Here is a 21,639-nt window from a genome sequence, read left to right on the forward strand (position 1 = left end):
TAATATAAGTGCAATGCAAACCTTTTCATCGGCTGTTTTTGGGTGTGATCCAAGACTTGTTTTGAAACTAAATTTCGTAACTGTGTGGAAAGTTTGAGGGTCATCAATATATATTTAGAGCCGGAAAATATAATGCAGTTGTGGTTACATTTTCATTGGGTGCTAACCTTTAGGCTACGGGGGTGTGCCGTTAGTGCCCAAATAATACTTATAAATTTATCAGGAGCATAAACATGTTTAAGAACCTTTTTGCTAACCTGCAAAAAGTTGGTAAGGCTCTGATGCTTCCAGTATCAGTTTTACCAGTTGCAGGTATTTTATTAGGTGTGGGTGCTGCCCATCTAAGCTTTATTCCAGAGATCGTTTCTAATCTTATGGAACAAGCTGGTGGTTCAGTATTCGGCCAAATGGCACTTCTATTTGCAGTAGGTGTAGCTCTAGGCTTCACTAACAACGACGGTGTTGCAGGTCTTGCAGCTATCGTTGGTTACGGCATCATGACGGCAACGCTAGGTGTAATGGCGGGCGTTATGGGTGTTGAGAAAATCGATACAGGTGTACTAGGTGGTATCCTTGTCGGTGGTGTGGCTGCTTGGGCATTCAACCGTTTCTTCAAAATCCAACTTCCAGAGTACCTTGGCTTCTTCGCTGGTAAGCGCGCAGTGCCAATCATCACTGGTTTTGCTGCGATCATCCTAGGTGTTATCCTTTCTGTTATCTGGCCACCAATTGGCGGTGCAATTTCTGCATTCTCTGATTGGGCTGCACACCAAAACCCACAGCTAGCATTCGGTATCTACGGTGTTGTTGAGCGTTCTCTAATCCCATTCGGTCTACACCACGTATGGAACGTACCGTTCTTCTTCGAAGCAGGTTCTTGTGTTAACGCTGCCGGTGAAGCTCAAAATGGTGTACTAACTTGTTACCTAGTTGCTGATGAAGCATCTCGTGCTGCTGGTAATGGCTTCGGTCAGCTAGCGGGTGGTTACATGTTCAAGATGTTCGGTCTACCAGCTGCAGCAATCGCAATTGCTCATTGTGCTAAACCAGAAAACCGTGCAAAAGTAATGGGTATCATGGCGTCAGCTGCACTGACTTCATTCCTAACTGGTATTACTGAGCCAATCGAATTCTCATTCCTATTCGTTGCTCCACTACTATACGGTATCCACGCTCTACTAGCTGGTTCTGCATACATCGTTTCGAACACTCTAGGCTTTGTACACGGTACTTCTTTCTCTCACGGTCTGATCGACTTCCTAGTTCTATCTGGTAACGCTCAGAAGATGGTGCTAATGATTGCCGTTGGTCTAGTTTACGCAGTAATTTACTACGTAGTGTTCCGTGGTGTAATCACAGCGCTTGACCTAAAAACACCTGGCCGTGAAGATGAAACGGAAAGTGCAGCTGTAACTTCTGGCTCTGATATGGGCGGTGAACTGGTTGCAGCGTTTGGCGGTAAAGCTAACATTACTGGTCTAGATGCATGTATCACACGTCTACGTGTAGCAGTTGCAGATACAGCAGCTGTTGACCAAGACAAGCTAAAACAACTAGGCGCTGCTGGTGTTGTAGTTGTAGCTGGTGGTGTACAGGCTATCTTCGGTACTAAGTCTGATAACCTAAAAACTGAAATGGATGAGTGGATTCGTAACCACGGTTAATCGCAGTCATTCATAGTAATGCATAAAAGGAGGCTTCGGCCTCCTTTTTTAGTTCCTATTTTATTAACTGACAGTTCCTTTTTTAGTGTGATCCTAAACTCATCTTTACTTTTGTCAGCTTTTTCATACATCGAGCTTACCCATCGTTGACATATTGATATGCCATTATGTTTGAATAGCGAATAATGTTTTTTTGAATAATTGATAACGTGTATGAAGAACAAATTCATTTTAGTTTTGGGACTAGTTTCTAGTACGGCAATGGCGGCAAGCGAACCAACGGATCTATCAGTTGGTATGGCTGTCGATCAACAATTAAGTGTTGTTGTAGAGTTAGATAACAAATATCGTGGCATTATCGGAAACGATGGTATGGCGTTTGATTACATCGCTAAGCGTGGAACATTCGATCAAAACATGCCTGTGACTTGGTATGTCGGCGTTGGTGGCTGGTATGAATGGGATGACGAGTTTGGTGTGAGAGTACCACTTGGTGTGAACTGGGATTTATCACGCGGCTGGGACCTTTATGGCCAAATACACCCAGAGCTAGATCTTTACAAAGGTGCTGACTTGCAACTTGGCGGCGCCGTTGGCATCAAGTACAGTTTCTAGAATTGAACTAATGTATGTATAAAAAAACGCCGGTAACTACCGGCGTTTTTTATATGGAACTTAACGTTCTATTGTTTATCCATGGCTCGCTTGATGCAAACGGCAGCGCCGCCCCAAGTGATACCTAAACCAATAACCATCATAATAATTGCGCTGATTGTCATTTTGCTGTCTCCTTGCGGTTCACTGCGTTGATCACTAGACCAAAGATAAAGAGTGCGGCGATAAGTGCCCAGCCTAAAGTTAGATCATAGCCACCGTAGCCTTCAGTAATTAGGGCGTATAGCTTGGTCGCTAAGATAATGGCGAGCATGATTGGTGTAACGAAGCGTAAGCAGATCTCGAACCATTGACCAACAGAGAAATCAGAGCGCTCGTTAACGTAATTACGTACTTCTGGCACGCGCTTCAATAGCCACGCCATCAAGACAATCTCAACCAGACCACCAACCATGATGCCAACGTTGTTTGCAAAGTGGTCTACTAGATCGAGTAGCAGCAGACCGCCATTGGTAGCAAACGCCATAGAGACAACGAAGCCAATACCAATCACAACATTTGCAGCTTTTTTACGGCTCCACTTCAGCTTGTCGATAATGGCTGAAGTTACGGCTTCCATAATTGAAATATGCGAACTTAGACCAGCAACCACCAGTGCAAAGAAGAACAGTGGACCAAGAATATATGGGGCAGGTAGTAGGTTAATTGCCGCAGGTAAAGTAACAAAAGCCAAGCCAACGCCTGCAGATACCACCTCTGTTAACGGCTTACCTTGCTCTTGAGCCATGTAACCCAATACTGAGAAGATCATGATGCCGGCTAGGATCGAGAAGCCACAGTTGATCAACACGGTCATAAACGCGTTATTCGTTATGTCTGACTTTTCTGGTAGGTAGCTAGAGTAAGCTAGCATGATGGCGAAGCCGATACTTAGCGTAAAGAAGATCTGACCATATGCCGCTGCCCATACTTTCACATCCCAAATTTTGCTGAAATCGGGTTCGAACATGTAGTTCACGCCATCTAGAGCTCCTGGCAAGAAAATCATACGTCCGATTAAGAAAATCACCATCAAGAATAGGATTGGCATCATAATTTTAGATGCTCGTTCAATTCCTGATTTCACGCCTTTGGCAATGGCGGTGTAAGTAATTGCCCAAGCAATTACCATGGATAAAGCAATCTTCCATTGAATACTGCCTAAGTCTGTTGGTGAGTTGTCACCTAGCTTTAGGTATTCACTAAAGAAAAATGCGTTGGTATCGGTTCCCCAACCTTGAGTGAACGACAACCCAAAGTAAGAAATCGACCAACCGATAACAGCCACATAGTAAACGGCAATAACTGCAGCCACACCAACTTGGAACCAGCCAAGCCATTCAAATTTAGAATGAATTTTCGCTAGTGTTTTTGGTGCCGAGCCTCGGTATTTTTGTCCCATACTGAACTCAAGGATCATAAATGGAATACCGGCAGTGATCATGGCAAAAATGTAAGGAATAAAAAATGCGCCGCCACCGTTTTCATAGGCCATGTATGGGAAACGCCAAATGTTTCCCAAACCGATAGCAGACCCAACTGCTGCTAAGATGAATCCCGCCCGGGATCCCCATTGTTCTCGCTTCATATTTGACTCCTATAAGACTCCCTGAGGAATGAAGCTCTCTACGTAACACAGTAATAATTGCGCAAACAGTTGGAAGAAAGGACCGCTGTTATCCATCAGCTTTTCTATCCTTAATTCTAACTTTTTATAATTTTATAGAGCTATATTCTGGCTACTGTAAGAGAAAGTAGATTATTAATCTTAAAATTTTGATGTGTGTTTGATAAAACTGAAATATTTATCTGTTTTCACTGATCAGACTAACTTCTAATAATACTTAGCGCAATAGAATCTAAATGTTAATTCAGATGCGTTGTCTGGTTTTAATCTTGTTAAATTTGAGTTTGATTGTGGTTTTGTGTGGGTGGTTGGTTGTTTGTCTGGAATAAATGACTGGGATCTAATAATTGCTTTGGTGTTTAAGACTATTTTGATGAATTAGGGCGTACGGCTATCTTTTGTGCACCTATCTAGATGATGCTTCGTTACTTTGCCAAACAATGGTGTTTAGACGATGTCCTTTATCGGCTCTGTGCAGGACTCGTTCAGCGTTCTTTGTGACGAGCCCTACAGAGGAACATGCATAAAAATTAGAAGCGGAAACTAAAACCAACATTTGATTGGAATTGGTTCATCCAATCAGTATCGAACTTAATGATACAGTTTGAGCCGTCATTAGGTAGAGTACAGGCGCCAGATGTATCGTTATCAACGACCGTTCCTAACCATCTCAGTTGGGCTGTTAACGCAAAGTTCTTTGAAAATTCATATTCCAGCCCTGCAAAAGCGCTAGCCGAAAATCCGTATTTTTTGTCTACCCAATCCACATCGGCGTAAGAAGCCCCCAAGCCTACACCGATATAGGTTTGCCAATTTGCTGCGACAGGATAGTACATGCTGCTTTGGAAGTGCAGATAATGGATATCTGCCGAGTTGGACAGCTTTTCAAGTTCCGTCGATTGATTGGAGTAAAACAATCCGATCCTTCCTTTTTCTAAGGGAGTCTCGACTGAAAGAGCGTAATTCACTGCGGGGTCGAGATCGTATGTATTACCACTTTCATCCTCTACTTGGCCGCCTCCTGTATAGCCTATGTATGGCGTAACGATGATATTCGCTTGTGCATTGATAGCAGTACTCATCATCATGATTCCTACTAGCCAGCTGAGTTTTTGGTTCATGCCCTATCTCCTTATTATGACTAAGCTAATTGTGATGGGTTAGTCAAAATTGCGCGACTAAATTAAGCAAATCTTGAACATATTTCACACCGGTGTTATTAATTTGTTACATATTAAGGAGGTGTTTATGGAACACGATCTAAAATCCGCATTAATCATTGTGGTGACTGTTTTTGCAGTGCTTTTGTCATTTGGCATCATTGCTATTACAACAGCTTAAGATAACCACTTTTACCAAACGTTTTAACAAAATGGCGTGAGCCTATGATACGTAACAGCGGTATAATCACAGAAAGCCATGCAGAGCTTGATGTAAAAGTTTATGAGCACTTTAGGCATGGTAAAACTGCTTTAGTCACGCAAGGTGGAGGGCAGAGAGGGATTTTTACCGCTGGCGTTTTAGACGCCTTTTTACTTTCCAACTTCGATCCTTTCGATGAATTCTATGGCACCTCTGCCGGAGCACTTAACTTATGTTCTTACTTGTGTCGTCAACATGGCATGGGCAAAGCTTTTATTACCGAGCTGACAACGTCTCCTGAATTTTTTAATCTGTTTCGCTATATCCGAAAGCAGCAGTACTTAGGTTTAGAGTGGGCATTAGAACGGATTCAAGATTTCCCATACAAGCTTGACCTTGATTTAGGTCGCACTGCATTGGGAAAACGAGGAGCGTTTGCTGCGGTAACGAATATAGAGACGCTATCAGATCAATATCTACCAATCTTGGATGACTCGTGGTTTAACACTATGCTAGCGACATGTGCGATTCCCAAGTTGTACCACGGACCTGTCGACGTAAATGGCAATAAGTTTGTTGATGGCGGCGTGTCTGCCTCTATCCCTGTTCAAGAAGCGTGGCGTCAGAATGCTCGCAACATTATTGTCATTCGCACAGAGCCGTTTTCAGAGATTGAAGCGAGAGCCCAAAGTGAAGTGGGGGATGTGCCTGTCGAATGGTATCGAGAGTCTATCAACTCAGTACAGCAATCATGGCAGCAAAAAGTGAATCAGTGGAAGCTGGATTGGGCGTCGTTCTTCCAACAAAAAATTAATGCAGCACATCAATCGAAGCTTGCAGGGAAAATGCTGTTAAATGGAGGTCGTTGGTTGTTCGGTGCCGATAACTTGTATCGTTTAAGTCATCTGATTGGTGAGAATTTTGATTCAGGTTTAGCCGACATGCTGATGATTCATTATCAAACATTTGAGCTCACTCAGGCCTTTATATCTGCTCCACCTGACGACACTTTTATTTTACAAGTTGCGCCTAAAGAGGGACTTCGTTCTTCTTCTTTGTTAAGTGACCAAGAGTCACTAGAGCATGACTATCAACTTGGGCTTCAAGCTGGGTTTAACCTAGTTCAACTCTATGACCAGCTGGATGTTGAAATTGATGGTAGAGAGAGTGCATAAACCTTCTTACGTTCACGATGTGCGCAATATACAAAGCATATAAGTAAGGCTCCATTTTCGGAGCCTTATTTGCGGTTCTTGTGGTTAATTCCAGTTAGGTATAACGACTACGCTTGTAGAATGCGCATGCAGTTGGTTGAGCCAACAACATCCATTACATCGCCTTGAGTAATAATGACTAAATCACCTTTGTGCAAGAACCCTTGCTCTTTAAGGCTAGTAATCGCTGCTTGAGCCGTTGGTAAACCCGCATCACTTTTTGACTCGAAATATACAGGTGTCACGCCTCGGTATAATGCTGCTCGATTTAGTGTCGATTCATTCCGTGATAAGGCAAATATTGGCAAGCCAGAGCTTAAGCGAGACATCATCAACGCAGTCCTGCCGGACTCAGTTAACGAGATCATCGCTTTAATTCCTTCCATGTGATTCGCAGAGTACATGGTTGCCATTGCGATGGTTTCTTCAGCGGTTTCGAAGGTTCTATCTAAGCGATAGGTTGATAGACTTGCCTCCGACATTTTTTCTGCCCCCACACATACTTCGGCCATGGATTTGACCGTTTCTACAGGATATTTACCTGCAGCAGTCTCTCCAGACAGCATCACCGCGTCAGTGCCGTCTAGAACCGCATTGGCTACATCCATCACTTCAGCACGCGTTGGCATTGGGCTAGTAATCATGGATTCCATCATTTGTGTCGCAGTAATCACGATACGGTTTAAACTGCGTGCGCGGCGAATCAGTTTTTTCTGGACACCAATGAGCTCAGGGTCACCGATTTCTACACCAAGGTCACCACGTGCAACCATCACCACATCGGATGCGAGAATAATGTCGTCAATAGACTCATTGGTCGCGACGGTTTCTGCTCGTTCGACTTTAGCCACTAACATGGCTTCAAGGCCTGCATCTCTGGCTAAGCGTCGAGCGTAATGCATGTCTTCGCCGTTACGCGGGAATGAAATAGCAAGGTAGTCTACTTGAATTGCTGCGGCGGTAAGAATGTCGGCTTTATCTTTCTCTGTGAGCGCATCGGCTGACAATCCGCCGCCTTTTTTGTTGATCCCTTTATTGTTGGACAGTGGACCACCGACAATCACACGGGTATGAACTTTATTACCCTCTACTTTGGTAACTTGCAGCTGAACGCGTCCATCATCGAGTAATAAAATGTCATTTGGTGAAACATCTTGCGGTAGTTCTTTATAATCTAACCCTACAGATTCTTGATTGCCTTCACCTTTTGGTAAATCACTATCTAATGTGAATTTATCGCCCACATTCAAAATGACTTGGCCGTCTTTAAACGTTGATACACGGATTTTAGGGCCTTGTAAATCACCAAGAATTGCAACCTGACGCCCAAGTCTTGCTGCAATGGTACGGACTTTGTTCGCACGTTGAATGTGGTCTTCACTGGTTCCATGTGAAAAATTCATACGGACAACGTTTGCACCGGCTTTGATGATCTCCTCAAGTATATTGTCCTTATCCGTTGAAGGACCCAGCGTAGTGACAATTTTTGTTCGTCTTAATTTGGAAGTCATAGATTCTCCGATGAATGTGTGTGTACAGGTAACTTGAACTCTATCCTTACTTTACGTAATCGCTCTCAAGGTTAGCCTCGCTTAGCCCACACCTTAAAGCTACTTGAATATAAGTATATGCACAGAATGTTTACATTAAGAGTAACCCCGGTAAAACAGACAGATATTCGACAGGCAATGGCCTTATTGATAAAAATACGCTGCTTTAAAGGCATTACTTCATAATTTAGTGAATAAAAATAAGTTATTTTTCAAACAATTTAACAGGAGTAGATTCTTCGTTATTTGATTGAATACACAAACAAACAGGTTTATACGTGATGCTTGTCACGGGGATTTATTAATTCACTTCACAATTAGTTCGCAAAGTAAAAAAATTGTCCCGTTATAGAATTTCGGAGTGCAAGATGTACATGGCTCAACCGGGCCATATTGATCATATCAAACAGGTCAATGCTGGTCGTGTATATAAACTAATTGACCTAAAAGGTCCTATTTCTCGAATTGATTTGTCCAAGCAGAGTGAGCTTGCTCCTGCTAGTATCACCAAAATCACTCGAGAATTAATTGAAGCGCACTTGATTCATGAAACGACAGTACAAGAAGCGACGAGTCGTGGTCGACCTGCTGTCGGTTTGCAGGTCAATAATGAAGGCTGGCAATTTTTGTCAATGCGTTTGGGGCGGGGTTATTTAACCATTGCTTTGCATGAGTTAGGCGGTGATGTACTAATCGATACTAAAATCGAGATACACGAGCTTGATCAAGACGATGTGCTTGAGCGCCTGCTTTACGAAATTGATGAATTCTTTCAGACTTACGCGGATCAACTTGATCGTGTTACCAGTATTGCCCTTACGCTGCCTGGTCTCGTGAACTCAGAGCAAGGTGTCGTTTTGCAGATGCCTCATTACAATGTCGAAAATCTTGCTCTTGGACCAGAGATATACAAAGCAACAGGCTTGCCAGTTTTCATTGCCAATGACACGCGAGCTTGGGCATTAGCAGAAAAGCTTTTTGGTCATTCTCAAGATAATGACAACTCCGTTCTTATCTCTATCCACCACGGTTTAGGTGCGGGCATCATTCTGGATGGGCGCGTTTTGCAAGGCCGTCACGGTAACATTGGTGAACTCGGGCATATTCAAATTGACCCAAATGGAAAACGTTGTCATTGCGGCAATATTGGCTGTTTGGAAACCGTTGCCAGTTCTCAGGCAATTCGTGAAGAAGTCGTAAGACGAATCGCTGATGGCGAAGACTCTATTCTTGCTAAACAAGAGGAAATGAGTATTGAGAGCATTTGTGAAGCCGCTGCAAACGGTGATCCTTTGGCCGTCGATGTGATTGAAAAACTTGGAGGCTACTTAGGCTCTGCAATTGCTATTGTGATCAACTTATTTAACCCTGAGAAAATCTTGATCGGTGGTGTGATTAACCAAGCAAAAGATGTGCTTTATCCTGCGGTTCGTCGCTGTATCGAAGAGCAGAGTTTACCTGTTTATCACCAAGATCTTGAGCTGGTGGAGTCTCGTTTCTATAAGCAAGCCACAATGCCTGGTGCCGCGTTGATTAAGCAAGCGTTGTACGATGGTCAACTATTGATGAAGGTTGTGGAAGGTTAAGTACTTTTTAACATGATGATGTGCCTGGCTGTTGAGACTGCATTTGTAGGTGATTTAGGGTGAGACTTAACGGCTCACCCTTTTTGATCGCCTATTACTAGAAAGGGAATTTGAGTTATGCTGCATTGCTATATCTGCGCCATTCATGTAATTTCCTAAAAAGCTCAAGTAAATAAACAAAATGGCTTTCAATGTGCTGCGTGACTTTGCGTCTGATGCAAAGAGAAGTAATACGCTAAAACTGTTGTACTTTAAAGCTGTGCTCGAAAAGCCAAATATTTTAAGGTTATTTGGTTATATAACCTTGCTGTGTCTGTACTGATTTCGAGTAAAATAAGAATTATCCATAATTTAGGTAGTAGTATGTCCGGAGTGTTAAATACGGTTGACCAGCGTACAAACTTGGTTGGTGAAAATCGACTAGAGCTTCTGCTGTTCACTTTAAATAGTCGCCAATTGTTTGCGATTAATGTGTTCAAAGTGAAAGAGGTCATCAAGCTGCCACCGTTAACCAAGCTTCCTGGCTCACACTACAACATTCGTGGGGTCGCTTCTTTACGAGGTGAAGCAGTGCCAGTGATTGATTTGCGTGGCGCGATAGGTTTCCCAGCTTTGCGTGGTGAAGCGGAAGAAGAAAATTTGATCGTGACAGAGTACAACCGCACGGTGCAGGGCTTCTTAGTCGGTCCGGTTAAAAACATTATTAATACGGCATGGACTGAAATTCAGCCGCCTCCTTCCACGTCTGGTCGCTCGAATTACCTCACGGCTATCACGCAAATTAAAGAGGGGGATGCCTCTCAAATTGTCGAAATTATTGACGTTGAAAAAGTTTTAGCAGAGATCGTACATTACGACGTGACTATCTCGGAGGATATTCTCGATCAAGAATTGGCCCAAGCAATGGTCGGGCGTAATGTTCTGATTGTGGATGATTCCTCTACAGCTCGTAATCAAGTTCGCGATACGCTTTCTCAATTAGGTATGAATATCATCGAGTGTCGTGACGGGCTAGAAGCGTTAACGGTTTTAAAACGTTGGTGTGATGAAGGTAAAGATGTAGAAAAAGAGCTGTTGATGATGATTACGGATGCTGAAATGCCTGAAATGGACGGTTATAAACTGACCCATGAAGTGCGCCAAGATCCACGTATGTCTAAGTTGTTTATCACATTGAACACTTCTCTGAGCGGTAGTTTTAATGAAGCCATGGTACAAAAAGTAGGCTGTGATCGCTTTATATCTAAATTCCAACCGGATCTGCTGGTTGAAGTTGCTCAAGACCGATTACGCCAGATGCTTTCTAAAAGTGCATGATTAGATCTAGTGAAATCAGAGGGAGCGCACCTCTCTCTGATTTTTAACATCTCTCTCCTTAATTCCTCTGTACTAATGGAAATCCCGAGATTTACTTTGTAGATTGTTCAAGTAGTGCGTGCAATCAATCAACTTACCAGCAATGACGTGCGTGACTTCTCCCTCTCTTTCAAGAATGCCTTTCACCATTAATACTTTAGCGCCTAAATACGCTTGCTTTTGGGCTCGTGCTGTAGCTTGCCAAACGACCACATTAATGTTGCCCGTGTCATCTTCTAACGTAAAAAATGTCACGCCAGCGGCGGTGCCTGGAGATTGTCTTCCTGTTACCACACCTACCACTGTGACCAGTGACTTATGCGGTTTCTCTGTCAGTTGCCTCATGCGGGTAAAGTGAGGGAGTTTGCCCGTTTCTTCTAATAATTTAATTGGATGGCGGCTAAGAGATAGTCCCGTGCTTGCGTAATCCTCAATTAAATTTTCATATTCAGAGGGTTGAGTCTGGTAGCTAACATTGGGTTCTTCGACCTTGTGAAACAATGGTAGGTCAGATAAGGAATCCATTGCTGCCCAGCGAGCGTTATAACGATTTCCCGATAAGGCTTGAAATGCATTGGCTGAAGCCAATAATTCAATGTCACTTCGGCTTCTTAATATCTGCTTTACTTCTTGAATCGATCGGTAACCATTAAGTGGTTTGCGCTCAATAAGCCTTTGTGCGCTTTCTGCGTTAAAGCCTTTCACCAAGCGAAAACCAAGTTGCACGCCGAGCCTGCCATTCGGACGTGAGACGAGATGATGTTGATATTTTGAATGATTGACGCACACCGGCAATACTTCGACGCCATGTCGGCGAGCATCTTGTACTAATTGCGATGGGCTATAAAATCCCATTGGTTGGCTGTTCAACAATGCAGTGTAAAATTCGGCTGGGTAATAATATTTTAACCATGCAGAACAATATGCCAGCACTGCGAAAGACGCTGAATGACTTTCAGGGAAGCCGTACTCACCAAAGCCGCAAATCTGATCGAAAATGCGCTCAGCAAACGCTAAGTCATAACCTCTCTCTTGCATACCATTGATCAGTTTTGGTCTGAATTTAGCGAGATCGCCATTCTTTTTCCATGATGCCATCGCTCGACGGAGTTGATCGGCCTCGCCGCCGCTAAACCCTGCGGCTACCATGGCTAGCTTGATGACTTGCTCTTGGAAAATAGGGACGCCCATAGTCCGCTCAAGAACGCTTTTTACTTCTTCCGATGGATAACTGACAGGCTCTTTGTGATCTCGTCGTTTTAAAAAAGGATGCACCATATCACCCTGAATAGGGCCTGGACGAACAATTGCAATTTGAATCACTAAGTCGTAATAACAAGCAGGCTTTAGGCGAGGAAGCATGCTCATTTGTGCACGAGATTCTATTTGGAATACGCCTATCGTGTCAGCTTTTTGGATCATGCGATACACGTGTGGATCATCTTGTCGGCGAGTGATTTCGGAAATAGAGAGGGATCGCTGGTGATGTTTCTCGACCAGCTGAAAGCACTTTTTGATGGCGTTTAACATGCCGAGTGCGAGCACATCGACTTTTAGTAGCTTCAAGCTTTCTAAATCGTCTTTATCCCATTGAATGATAGTGCGATCTTCCATCGAGGCATTTTCAACAGGTACCAACTCATATAAAGGGCCAGATGAAATTACAAAGCCACCTACGTGCTGAGATAAATGGCGTGGGAAGCCAATGATCTCGTTGACCAATTGGATAAACTGCTGCCCTTTGAGAGATTCTGGTTGTAAGCCAAGTTCAATAATTTGAGCTTGCCAGCCTTGGCTGCGATCTCGGCGATTAACATTCTTAATGAAAAAATCTAATTGGGTCTCTTCAATCCCTAGTGCTTTACCGACTTCACGCACGGCACTTTTAAAGCGATAGCTGATCACTGTTGCAGCAAGTGCTGCACGCTCACGGCCATATTTTTTGTAAATATACTGGATAACTTCTTCACGGCGCTCGTGTTCAAAGTCCACATCAATATCCGGCGGTTCCTTACGTTCTTTACTGATAAATCGTTCGAATAAGACAGCGATTTGTCGAGGATCGACGGCGGTAATTTCCAGGCAATAACACACTACAGAGTTTGCAGCGGAACCTCGCCCTTGGTAAAGAATACCTTGCTGTTTCGCAAACATTACGATGTCGTGAATAGTAAGGAAGTAGTAGTGGTATTTAAGCTCTTGAATAAGCGCCAGTTCATTCTCGATGGTTTGATTGACTTCTGCTGGCACGCCTTCAGGAAAACGCAGCTTTTTACCACGTTCGACCAACATACGTAAGTAAGAGTCGGGTGTATAACCATCTGGGATCAGCTCGGTAGGATATTCGTATTTTAAATCGGAGAGCTTAAACTCGCATAAATCGGCGATGTAAGTACTTTCTTCCAGCCATTCTGGTTTGTAAATCCGAATCAACTTTTTAAAAGGACGAAGCGCTCGCTCAGTATTCGAAATACGGTCAAAACCGAGTTTATCGACGCTACACCCATGTTTTATAGCAGTAAGTACATGCTGTAATGGCAAGCGTTCAACGTCATGCATGAGAACGCCTCCGCAGGCAGTTATAGGTAATTGAAATTCATGTGCTAACTGCTCGCAGTGCGCAATGTACTCAGTATCGTTGTTACTCAAATGGCGCTGAATCGCTACCCACAAACGATTAGCGTGGTGTTGATTGAGCCAGCGCCCCCAATAGTGATCACTCTCTTGATGTGTGGGCAGCCACAATACCAAACAATGTCGAACCGACATCAAATCCCATTCGAACAGTTGATAGTTGCCTTTTTCACTGCGTCTTCTTGCGTTTGTGATGATACGACACAACTCGGCATAAGCCTTGCGACAAGGGCAAAGCAGTACGATTTGGCATTCATCATTTAACCAAAACATACTTCCAACGATTTGTTTGATATCGAGTTTATGTTGTTCGATGGTCGCATGGGCTTTGACAACGCCCGCGACTGAACATTCATCCGTTATAGCTAGAGCTTGATAGCGATAGAAAGCAGCTTGGAGTACCAGCTCTTCTGCATGAGAAGCTCCAGTCAAAAAAGAGAAGTTAGACTGACAAAATAGTTCCGCGTAACTCATAATGACCCAACAAAAATAACTGTCGATTTAACAAAAATAGCCATGAAGAAACCAGTGCTTGTGCTGATCACGAAATATCCATAACCAGCGGCCTTGCTTGGTGTGTGCAATGTAGTAATCACGCATGATCTCATCACCATCCCACCACCCAGAAACTATTCGCTCAGGTCCGTGGACCAAAGAAACTTGCTCTTGCAATACAATGGGAGTCGGTAATTGCATTGCTGGGCGTAGTATGGATGGTATGGCGTGCCCCTTTTCATCCGTAGCATCAGCAGGGCGATACTGACTGGCCTTTTCTGGTCTAGGATCGCAAGCAATATTGGGTTTTAAAACGGCACTTTTCCCCAATTTAGCTTGCAGTAAAGAAAGCAACTCTAAAGCATTCATGTTTCCTTTCTGCCCAGCAAAGAGATCGCGTGATGCACTAAGAGGCTCACCTTGACGGATGACTTTTAACGTTAGCCCTGTGACTGGGCCATTAAGCGAGAGTGACTCTAAGCTCAAACTCGCTAACTGTTGCCAACGCTGACATAGGTAATCACCTTGCGCAGAAGTGAGTTGAAGGTGTTGCTCTTGTTTCTCACGCTGGTGGAGTGTTAAACACAGTTCAAAAGCGACCTTATCTCTTAATTTAAGAAAGATTTCGAGTTGACGAAGTAATTTGGCCAACGGCTTTTCAATCCACTGAACGTTTTCGATCTCAAACAACAGCTCTAAATAAACTTGGAAGGATTCGGTAGGGTGATAAAAGTCGACAGGGTGTTTAAACTGCCCAGTCAGTCGACCAACGTAGTTCACCAAATCGATATCAAAGCGTCGTGCGATGTCTTGCAATGGCAGTTCAAGCAGGTTTTGCAATGTGGTGACACCTACACGTTGTAACTTCTCTACGGTAGCGTTTGATAAATCTGTCAGTTTTAACGGTAGTGGTGATAAAGCTTTTTGTATGGCAGATTTGTCTTCACTGATGACGTTCGCTCCTGATATTGCCATCAATTTGGCAGCAAAAGGAGAAAAACCACATCCGAATTGAAAACTCAGTTTCAGCTCCGATAAGTGAGCTCTGACTTTATTCCAATAGTTTTCAAGCCCTTCATACAGAGCGAGCATTGGAGTAGCACGCAGTAAAATACCTTGGTTTGGCATCAACACAACGTCAGATGTGATCAAATACAACCACTGAGCTACCTCTTGTAATTTATTTAATTCGGTTTGTGGATGATAAGGATGCACTTGTAAATCTCGACACAAGGACGCAGCACTGCCTAGGCCCATACCTGGCTTAATGCCTTGTTGTTCGGCAATCTCGTTGTATTGAATAATCTGGCAACGTTGGCTTTCGACAATCACCACGGGTTGTTCTTGGTTATCACCAAAGAGTGCGTCTAGCTGTAGGCGAGGGAAGTGCAAGTAAATCCACAGAGCCATATCACTAACCTTGGTTCGCCAGTGGGAAATTGACCACAGTCGAGTGCACAGTTTCAGATGATGGTTTCACCAGTTGCGGGTAATGGTGTTGGAAGCCGATACTAACGCTACCTCTATTCCAGCCTCCTTTCCTTTTCAGCACTTCAACATTAATCCCTTGCTCGTCGCCTTTCAGTTTTAAACTGAGTGACACAGGCAAAGACAAGCGGTTGATAGTATCTGTTTTAAGCATAAAGAGCGGGCAACTCCCTTGTTCACTTGCTACCTGTAAGCGTTTCACTTGATGTATTTCAAGCTCTTCTTGCCATAACAAAACATTACTGCATACCCCACTTTTCAGACATTGCTCTGCAGCCCAAAGAGCATCTTTGGGGTGAGTTGGAGTAACAACCCACACTTGGTTTATATCCAACCCGATGTAGTGTAAAAACAGAGAATTCACTAGCGCAGGTGGTTGAATAAATGCGGTTATACCATTGGTCTGAGTGGCTTTTAAATAGGGAGCGAGCAAACGCAATTCACCAATACTACCAATAGATTCCATCTCCACTACGCCATGAGGTGGAAAGCCTCCGCCGAGCAAATCATCTAATTCAGAAAAACCGGAACTAGTCTGCAACTGCTGAGGATCTGCTTTCGTTAAATTTGCTTGCCAAACAAGGTGTTGGCTTTTTAAGTTCTGAATAATATCTTGCATAATAAACACCTGTATATATGTACAGTATATTTCTGTGGGAGAAAGTCGCAAGATTTTTATGAAGAGAGAAATGAAAAAAGGCAGCGTTTGCTGCCTTTTCAATCGATTATGTGAGGTAACCTGAATGAGTTATTTACGCTTCGGTTGAGCGTCGATGCACTGACCGTTCACATCGGTAACCGCAGGATCCATTAAGTGCAAATATAGCGGCATGATATCCAGTGGCGTTTTGAGAGTATTCGCATCTTCACCCGGATATGCTTTTTCACGCATGCGAGTACGAGTGGCACCAGGGTTAATTGCGTTAACGCGGATCGGTGTATCACTCAGCTCGTCAGCCAAAACTTGCATCATGCCTTCTACGGCAAATTTAGAGATAGCGTATGGCCCCCAGAATGCGCGGCCAGAGTGGCCGACGGTTGAAGAGGTAAAGATAATACGCCCAGCTTCTGATTTACGCATCACAGGCAGTAGTGCTTGAGTCATTAGCACTTCGGCTTTCACGTTGATCTGCATGATATCGTCGAAGTCTTCCTCTTTGATTTGATCAAATGGACACAGCGAACTCAAGACACCTGCGTTGTGTAATAGACCATCCAAGCGACCAAACTGTCCTTCGATTGTCTCTGCCATATCAATGTAATTCTGCTGAGTTGCGCCCTTGAGATCCAATGGAATGATAGCTGCTTGTGGGTAGCCAGAAGCTTCAATCTCATCATAGATAGATTCAAGGTTTTGCACATTTCTACCCAAGAGAATAACAGTTGCACCGTGCTCGGCATAAGAAAGCGCGGCTTGACGGCCGATGCCATTACCAGCGCCAGTAACAAGAATGACTTTACCTTTTAGAGCATCAGCTGAAACGGAGTAGTTCACGGCGATAAATCCTTATTATTGTAAGAGGGTCCATGATAGTTAATTGACGCTAAAAAACGCCTGTTTCTCAATGGAAAATCTTGGTAATCGTGACAAGATGGTTACAATACACCAATTCATGTGTTATACCAATTCCAGAACTTTCGTTAGGTATGCTATCAATCAGAACAAGTGGTTACAAACCGCGCTGCCTTCTCGCTGATGTTTCTGCGTAACATACTAACGTCATCTGAAATGAGATAAAGGAGCTCTCGTTGGAATTTTTATTAGATTATGGTCTGTTTCTGGCCAAAATTATCACGGTGGTTGCTGCGATAATTGTTCTGCTCATTATTGCAAAATCGGCTGGTGGCAAATCGGGTGCGGCGAAAGGGGAGTTAGAGATTACCAACCTTTCAGAGCAACACAAACAATCTGTTGAGCAGTTAGAGCATCATTTGCATGACGATGCTTTCATCAAGGCTCGAGATAAAGCCGTCAAGAAAGAAGAAAAAGAGAAGAACAAATCTCGCGAGAAAGAAATCAAACAAGCGAGCAAAGACGGTTCATTAGATAGCAAGCGTGAACCACACCTATTTGTTCTTGATTTCAACGGTAGCATAGACGCAAAAGAAGTCGCGTCTCTACGTGAAGAAATCACCGCTATTTTGGCTGTCGCACGTGAAGGTGATGAAGTGTTACTTCGCTTAGAGTCTGGCGGTGGTATGGTTCATGGTTACGGCCTTGCCTCTTCTCAACTGGACCGAATCAAAGCTGCGGGTCTTCCTCTGACCATCTCTGTTGACAAAGTTGCGGCAAGTGGCGGTTACATGATGGCATGTGTAGCAGATAAGATTGTTTCTGCACCATTTGCAATTGTGGGGTCTATTGGCGTTATCGCACAAATTCCTAACTTCAACAAACTGTTGAAGAAACATGACATTGAGTACGAACAACTAACAGCGGGTGAATATAAACGCACGCTAACGATGTTCGGTGAGAATACCGATAAAGCGCGCGATAAGTTTAAGCAAGAACTTGAAGAAACACATGTCTTGTTTAAAGACTTCATCCGTGAGCGTCGTCCTAGTTTGGACCTAGACAAAGTAGCCACTGGTGAGCACTGGTTCGGTACACAAGCGAAAGAGCTTGGTTTGGTGGATGACATTAGTACATCTGATGATATCGTTGTTGCAGCATGCAAAGATAAAACTGTACTTTCTGTGCATTATGTACAAAAGAAAAAACTGGCCGACAAGCTAGCAGGTGTGGCGGGTAAAGTCGCTGATAGTGTGATTTTAAAGTTAGCTGAGCGTGGTCAAAAGCCGATTGTTTAATCGAGCTTAAGTTCATGACATTTAAAACGGCGAGGGCAGAAGCTCTCGCCGTTTTTGTTGAACTTTATGTTTATTTATGAATCCAATTACGCATTAGGTGTAATGCTTTACACGACATTTTTCCTCGCTCCAAAGACTGATTACCCGTATAATGTGCGCCTCGAAAACCGAGCAAATTGCTGAAAAGAAACTATTGGTGGAGAAGAACATGTCCTCTCAAACTCCGGTTGTAACCGTAGATGGACCTAGTGGTGCAGGTAAAGGCACTTTATGTATGTTGCTGGCGAAAAAGTTGGGTTTCCAACTCTTAGATTCTGGCGCAATTTATCGTGTACTTGCACTCGCTGCGATTCACCACGGTGTCGACACCGAGTCAGAAGATGCTCTTGTCCCACTAGCAACCCACCTAGACGTTCAATTTATCGCGGAAGGTGACTTAGTTAAGGTCATTCTAGAAGGCGAAGACGTGTCAGGGGAGCTTCGTAAAGAAGAAACGGGTATGGCAGCATCTAAAGTTGCGGCTTTGCCACGTGTTCGTGAAGCATTACTACGTCGTCAGCGTGCATTTGAGACCGCTCCGGGTCTGGTTGCTGATGGTCGTGATATGGGCACAATTGTATTCCCGAGTGCGCAAGCAAAAATCTTCCTTGATGCAAGTGCTGAAGAGCGTGCAAATCGACGCCTTAAACAGTTGCAAGAGAAAGGGTTAGATGTTAGATTTGCTGACCTTTTAAGCGAGATCCAAGAGCGTGACGACCGAGATCGTAACCGCCCAGTGGCGCCATTACGCCCTGCTGAGGATGCGCTTGTGCTAGATTCTACGTCGATGACTATCGACGAAGTAGTAGAAAAGGCACTACAATATATCGAATCGAAGCTAGCTGAGTAATAATACTCGACTAGGCTAAGAGCGTTGGTCGCAAGGATGATGACTGGCGAATTTAATAACCCCATGCGGTAGGATACCCGTGGAAGTTTAATTTATTGAAGATTAATTAAATGACTGAATCTTTTGCTCAACTCTTTGAAGAGTTTCTAAACGAAACAGAATTCCAACAAGGCAGCATCGTTAAAGGTACTGTAGTAGCTATCGAGAACGGTTTCGTTCTTGTTGACGCTGGTCTTAAGTCTGAATCTGCTATCCCTGCTGAACAGTTCAAGAACGCTGCTGGCGAACTTGAAGTTGAAGTTGGCGCTGAAGTAGACGTAGCTCTAGACGCTGTTGAAGATGGTTTCGGTGAAACTCAACTTTCTCGTGAGAAAGCTAAGCGTCACGAAGCTTGGATCGTACTTGAGAAAGCTTACGAAGAAGCTGAAACTGTTGTTGGTATCATCAACGGTAAAGTTAAAGGCGGTTTCACTGTTGAACTAAACGGTATCCGTGCTTTCCTTCCTGGCTCTCTAGTAGACGTACGTCCAATCCGCGACACTGCTCACCTAGAAAACAAAGAGCTAGAGTTCAAAGTTATCAAACTTGACCAAAAACGTAACAACGTAGTTGTTTCACGTCGTGCAGTTATCGAATCAGAGAACAGCGTTGAGCGTGACGAGCTTCTAGAAACTCTACAAGAAGGTTCTGAAGTTAAAGGTATCGTTAAGAACCTTACTGACTACGGTGCGTTCGTTGACCTAGGTGGCGTTGACGGTCTTCTACATATCACTGATATGGCTTGGAAGCGCGTTAAGCACCCATCTGAAATCGTTAACGTTGGTGACGAGATCCAAGTTAAAGTTCTTAAGTTCGACCGTGAGCGTACTCGCGTATCACTAGGTCTTAAGCAACTAGGCGAAGATCCATGGGTAGCAATCGCTAAGCGTTACCCAGAAGGTCACAAACTAACTGGTCGCGTAACTAACCTAACTGACTACGGCTGCTTCGTTGAAATCGAAGAAGGCGTTGAAGGTCTAGTTCACGTTTCAGAAATGGATTGGACTAACAAGAACATCCACCCTTCTAAAGTTGTTAATGTTGGCGACGAAGTTGAGGTTATGGTTCTTGAAATCGACGAAGAACGTCGTCGTATCTCTCTAGGTCTGAAACAGTGTAAAGCTAACCCATGGCAGTCATTCGCTGAAGCACAAGCTAAAGGCGACAAAGTTACTGGTAAGATCAAGTCTATCACTGACTTCGGTATCTTCATCGGTCTAGAAGGCGGCATCGACGGTCTAGTTCACCTATCTGACATTTCTTGGAATGTTGCTGGCGAAGAAGCTGTACGTGAGTACAAGAAAGGCGACGAGATCTCTGCAGTTGTTCTAGCAGTAGACGCTGAGCGTGAGCGCATCTCTCTAGGCATCAAGCAAATGGAAAATGACCCATTCAATGCTTACGTTGCTGACAACAAGAAAGGTGTTCTAGTTAACGCTACTGTAACTGCTGTTGACGCTAAAGGCGCTACTGTTGAAATCGCAGAAGGCGTTGAAGGTTACATCCGTGCTTCTGAAGTATCACGCGATCGCGTAGAAGATGCTTCTCTAATCCTAAGCGCTGGTGATGTTGTTGAAGCGAAGTTCACAGGTGTAGACCGTAAGAACCGCGTAATCAACCTATCTATCAAAGCTAAAGACGAAGCTGACGAGCAAGAAGCAATGGCATCTATCAACAAGCAAGATGACAATGCATTCGGTAACGCAATGGCTGACGCTTTCAAAGCTGCTAAAGGCGAATAATATACTCGCTTAAGCAAAAAAGGAGCCGCAAGGCTCCTTTTTTATATTTGGTCATATTTAAGTAGTAATACTAATGACAGTAAACTATCTTAATAAAAGGCATTTCTTCATTGCGCATTTTGCATAAAATTTGTCTAGAATTGTCAGCAAGTGTTTGTTGGAATTAGTATTACTTACTATAATAAGTGATAAAGATACTCAAAGAGGGCAACTATGACTAAGTCTGAACTGATTGAAAGACTCTGCGCTGAGCAAACACACTTATCAGCGAAAGAGGTAGAGGATGCTGTAAAAGATATTTTAGAGCACATGGCCTCTACACTAGAGAGCGGTGACCGTATCGAGATCCGCGGCTTTGGTAGTTTTTCTCTTCATTACCGCGAGCCTCGCGTAGGTCGTAACCCTAAAACGGGCGATAAAGTGGAATTGGAAGGTAAATACGTTCCACATTTCAAACCTGGTAAAGAACTTCGTGAGCGTGTAAATATTGGTTAATGCACTCTTATTAGTTTGAAAAAAGCGGCATAC

Annotated in this window: 18 protein-coding genes; 10 read left to right on the forward strand and 8 right to left on the reverse strand. The window is 43.7% G+C overall.

Annotation, left to right across the window (positions count from 1 at the left end; translation table 11 throughout):
* Positions 1–233: 233 nt before the first annotated feature.
* Together ptsG and R7P64_RS10455 are read left to right on the forward strand one after the other, a co-directional pair.
* Entirely contained in the window at positions 234–1,664 is a 1,431-nt protein-coding gene (gene ptsG, locus R7P64_RS10450) for a PTS glucose transporter subunit IIBC (RefSeq protein ID WP_005372959.1), read from the forward strand.
* Positions 1,665–1,877: 213 nt separating this feature from the next.
* Entirely contained in the window at positions 1,878–2,279 is a 402-nt protein-coding gene (locus R7P64_RS10455; RefSeq protein WP_005372960.1) for a hypothetical protein, read from the forward strand.
* A 68-nt stretch (positions 2,280–2,347) separates the two neighbouring features.
* On the opposite strand, the gene R7P64_RS10460 is transcribed toward R7P64_RS10455, so the two are convergent.
* From R7P64_RS10460 to R7P64_RS10470, 3 genes are all read right to left on the reverse strand, one after another.
* Positions 2,348–2,443: a MetS family NSS transporter small subunit gene (locus R7P64_RS10460; RefSeq protein ID WP_005372963.1), complete on the reverse strand. Its 96-nt coding sequence runs from the start codon at positions 2,441–2,443 to the stop codon at positions 2,348–2,350.
* Entirely contained in the window at positions 2,440–3,906 is a 1,467-nt protein-coding gene (locus tag R7P64_RS10465; RefSeq protein WP_005372966.1) for a sodium-dependent transporter, read from the reverse strand. The genes R7P64_RS10460 and R7P64_RS10465 overlap by 4 nt, the downstream gene beginning before the upstream one ends.
* Positions 3,907–4,475: 569 nt before the next feature.
* Positions 4,476–5,066, reverse strand: coding sequence for an outer membrane protein (locus R7P64_RS10470; RefSeq protein WP_054574791.1), 591 nt, complete (start codon positions 5,064–5,066; stop codon positions 4,476–4,478).
* 127 nt (positions 5,067–5,193) lie between these two features.
* Between R7P64_RS10470 and R7P64_RS10475 the strand changes: the two genes are divergently transcribed.
* Both R7P64_RS10475 and R7P64_RS10480 read left to right on the forward strand, forming a co-directional pair.
* Positions 5,194–5,286, forward strand: coding sequence for a YnhF family membrane protein (locus R7P64_RS10475; RefSeq protein WP_005372970.1), 93 nt, complete (start codon positions 5,194–5,196; stop codon positions 5,284–5,286).
* A 44-nt stretch (positions 5,287–5,330) separates the two neighbouring features.
* The gene (locus R7P64_RS10480; RefSeq protein WP_005385837.1) at positions 5,331–6,482 is read left to right on the forward strand and encodes a patatin family protein; all 1,152 of its coding nucleotides are present in this window, start codon (positions 5,331–5,333) and stop codon (positions 6,480–6,482) included.
* Between the two features lie 107 nt (positions 6,483–6,589).
* Here R7P64_RS10480 and pyk read toward each other — a convergent pair whose 3' ends face one another.
* Complete coding sequence (pyk, locus tag R7P64_RS10485) at positions 6,590–8,032, reverse strand: pyruvate kinase (protein ID WP_005372972.1); 1,443 nt, start codon at positions 8,030–8,032, stop codon at positions 6,590–6,592.
* Between the two features lie 407 nt (positions 8,033–8,439).
* On the opposite strand from pyk, the gene R7P64_RS10490 reads away from it, so the two are divergent.
* Together R7P64_RS10490 and R7P64_RS10495 are read left to right on the forward strand one after the other, a co-directional pair.
* Positions 8,440–9,657: an ROK family protein gene (locus R7P64_RS10490; protein WP_005372973.1), complete on the forward strand. Its 1,218-nt coding sequence runs from the start codon at positions 8,440–8,442 to the stop codon at positions 9,655–9,657.
* A gap of 363 nt (positions 9,658–10,020) precedes the next feature.
* Complete coding sequence (locus R7P64_RS10495; RefSeq protein ID WP_005372976.1) at positions 10,021–10,974, forward strand: chemotaxis protein CheV; 954 nt, start codon at positions 10,021–10,023, stop codon at positions 10,972–10,974.
* Positions 10,975–11,046: 72 nt separating this feature from the next.
* Here R7P64_RS10495 and R7P64_RS10500 read toward each other — a convergent pair whose 3' ends face one another.
* The 4 genes from R7P64_RS10500 to R7P64_RS10515 form a co-directional block, all read right to left on the reverse strand.
* Positions 11,047–14,121 carry an error-prone DNA polymerase gene (locus R7P64_RS10500; protein ID WP_025767229.1) on the reverse strand — a complete coding sequence of 1,025 codons (3,075 nt, stop codon included), beginning with the start codon at positions 14,119–14,121 and terminating at the stop codon, positions 11,047–11,049.
* Positions 14,122–14,148: 27 nt separating this feature from the next.
* On the reverse strand, positions 14,149–15,552 hold the full coding sequence (locus R7P64_RS10505) for a Y-family DNA polymerase (protein WP_206970736.1): 1,404 nt from the start codon (positions 15,550–15,552) through the stop codon (positions 14,149–14,151).
* A gap of 4 nt (positions 15,553–15,556) precedes the next feature.
* Positions 15,557–16,249, reverse strand: coding sequence for a translesion DNA synthesis-associated protein ImuA (gene imuA, locus R7P64_RS10510; protein ID WP_213973253.1), 693 nt, complete (start codon positions 16,247–16,249; stop codon positions 15,557–15,559).
* Positions 16,250–16,378: 129 nt separating this feature from the next.
* Positions 16,379–17,125 carry a YciK family oxidoreductase gene (locus R7P64_RS10515; protein ID WP_213905694.1) on the reverse strand — a complete coding sequence of 249 codons (747 nt, stop codon included), beginning with the start codon at positions 17,123–17,125 and terminating at the stop codon, positions 16,379–16,381.
* 254 nt (positions 17,126–17,379) lie between these two features.
* Between R7P64_RS10515 and sohB the strand changes: the two genes are divergently transcribed.
* From sohB to ihfB, 4 genes are all read left to right on the forward strand, one after another.
* Complete coding sequence (gene sohB / locus R7P64_RS10520; RefSeq protein WP_005385819.1) at positions 17,380–18,441, forward strand: protease SohB; 1,062 nt, start codon at positions 17,380–17,382, stop codon at positions 18,439–18,441.
* A gap of 208 nt (positions 18,442–18,649) precedes the next feature.
* Entirely contained in the window at positions 18,650–19,330 is a 681-nt protein-coding gene (gene cmk, locus R7P64_RS10525) for a (d)CMP kinase (RefSeq protein ID WP_021033981.1), read from the forward strand.
* A 110-nt stretch (positions 19,331–19,440) separates the two neighbouring features.
* A complete protein-coding gene (rpsA, locus tag R7P64_RS10530; RefSeq protein WP_005385817.1) occupies positions 19,441–21,111 on the forward strand; it encodes a 30S ribosomal protein S1 in 1,671 nt (556 codons plus the stop codon).
* Between the two features lie 213 nt (positions 21,112–21,324).
* On the forward strand, positions 21,325–21,606 hold the full coding sequence (ihfB, locus tag R7P64_RS10535) for an integration host factor subunit beta (RefSeq protein WP_005385816.1): 282 nt from the start codon (positions 21,325–21,327) through the stop codon (positions 21,604–21,606).
* The last annotated feature ends 33 nt before the right edge of the window (positions 21,607–21,639 follow it).

The organism is Vibrio sp. 2304 (assembly GCF_033339475.1).
Classification (GTDB): Bacteria; Pseudomonadota; Gammaproteobacteria; order Enterobacterales; family Vibrionaceae; genus Vibrio; species Vibrio alginolyticus.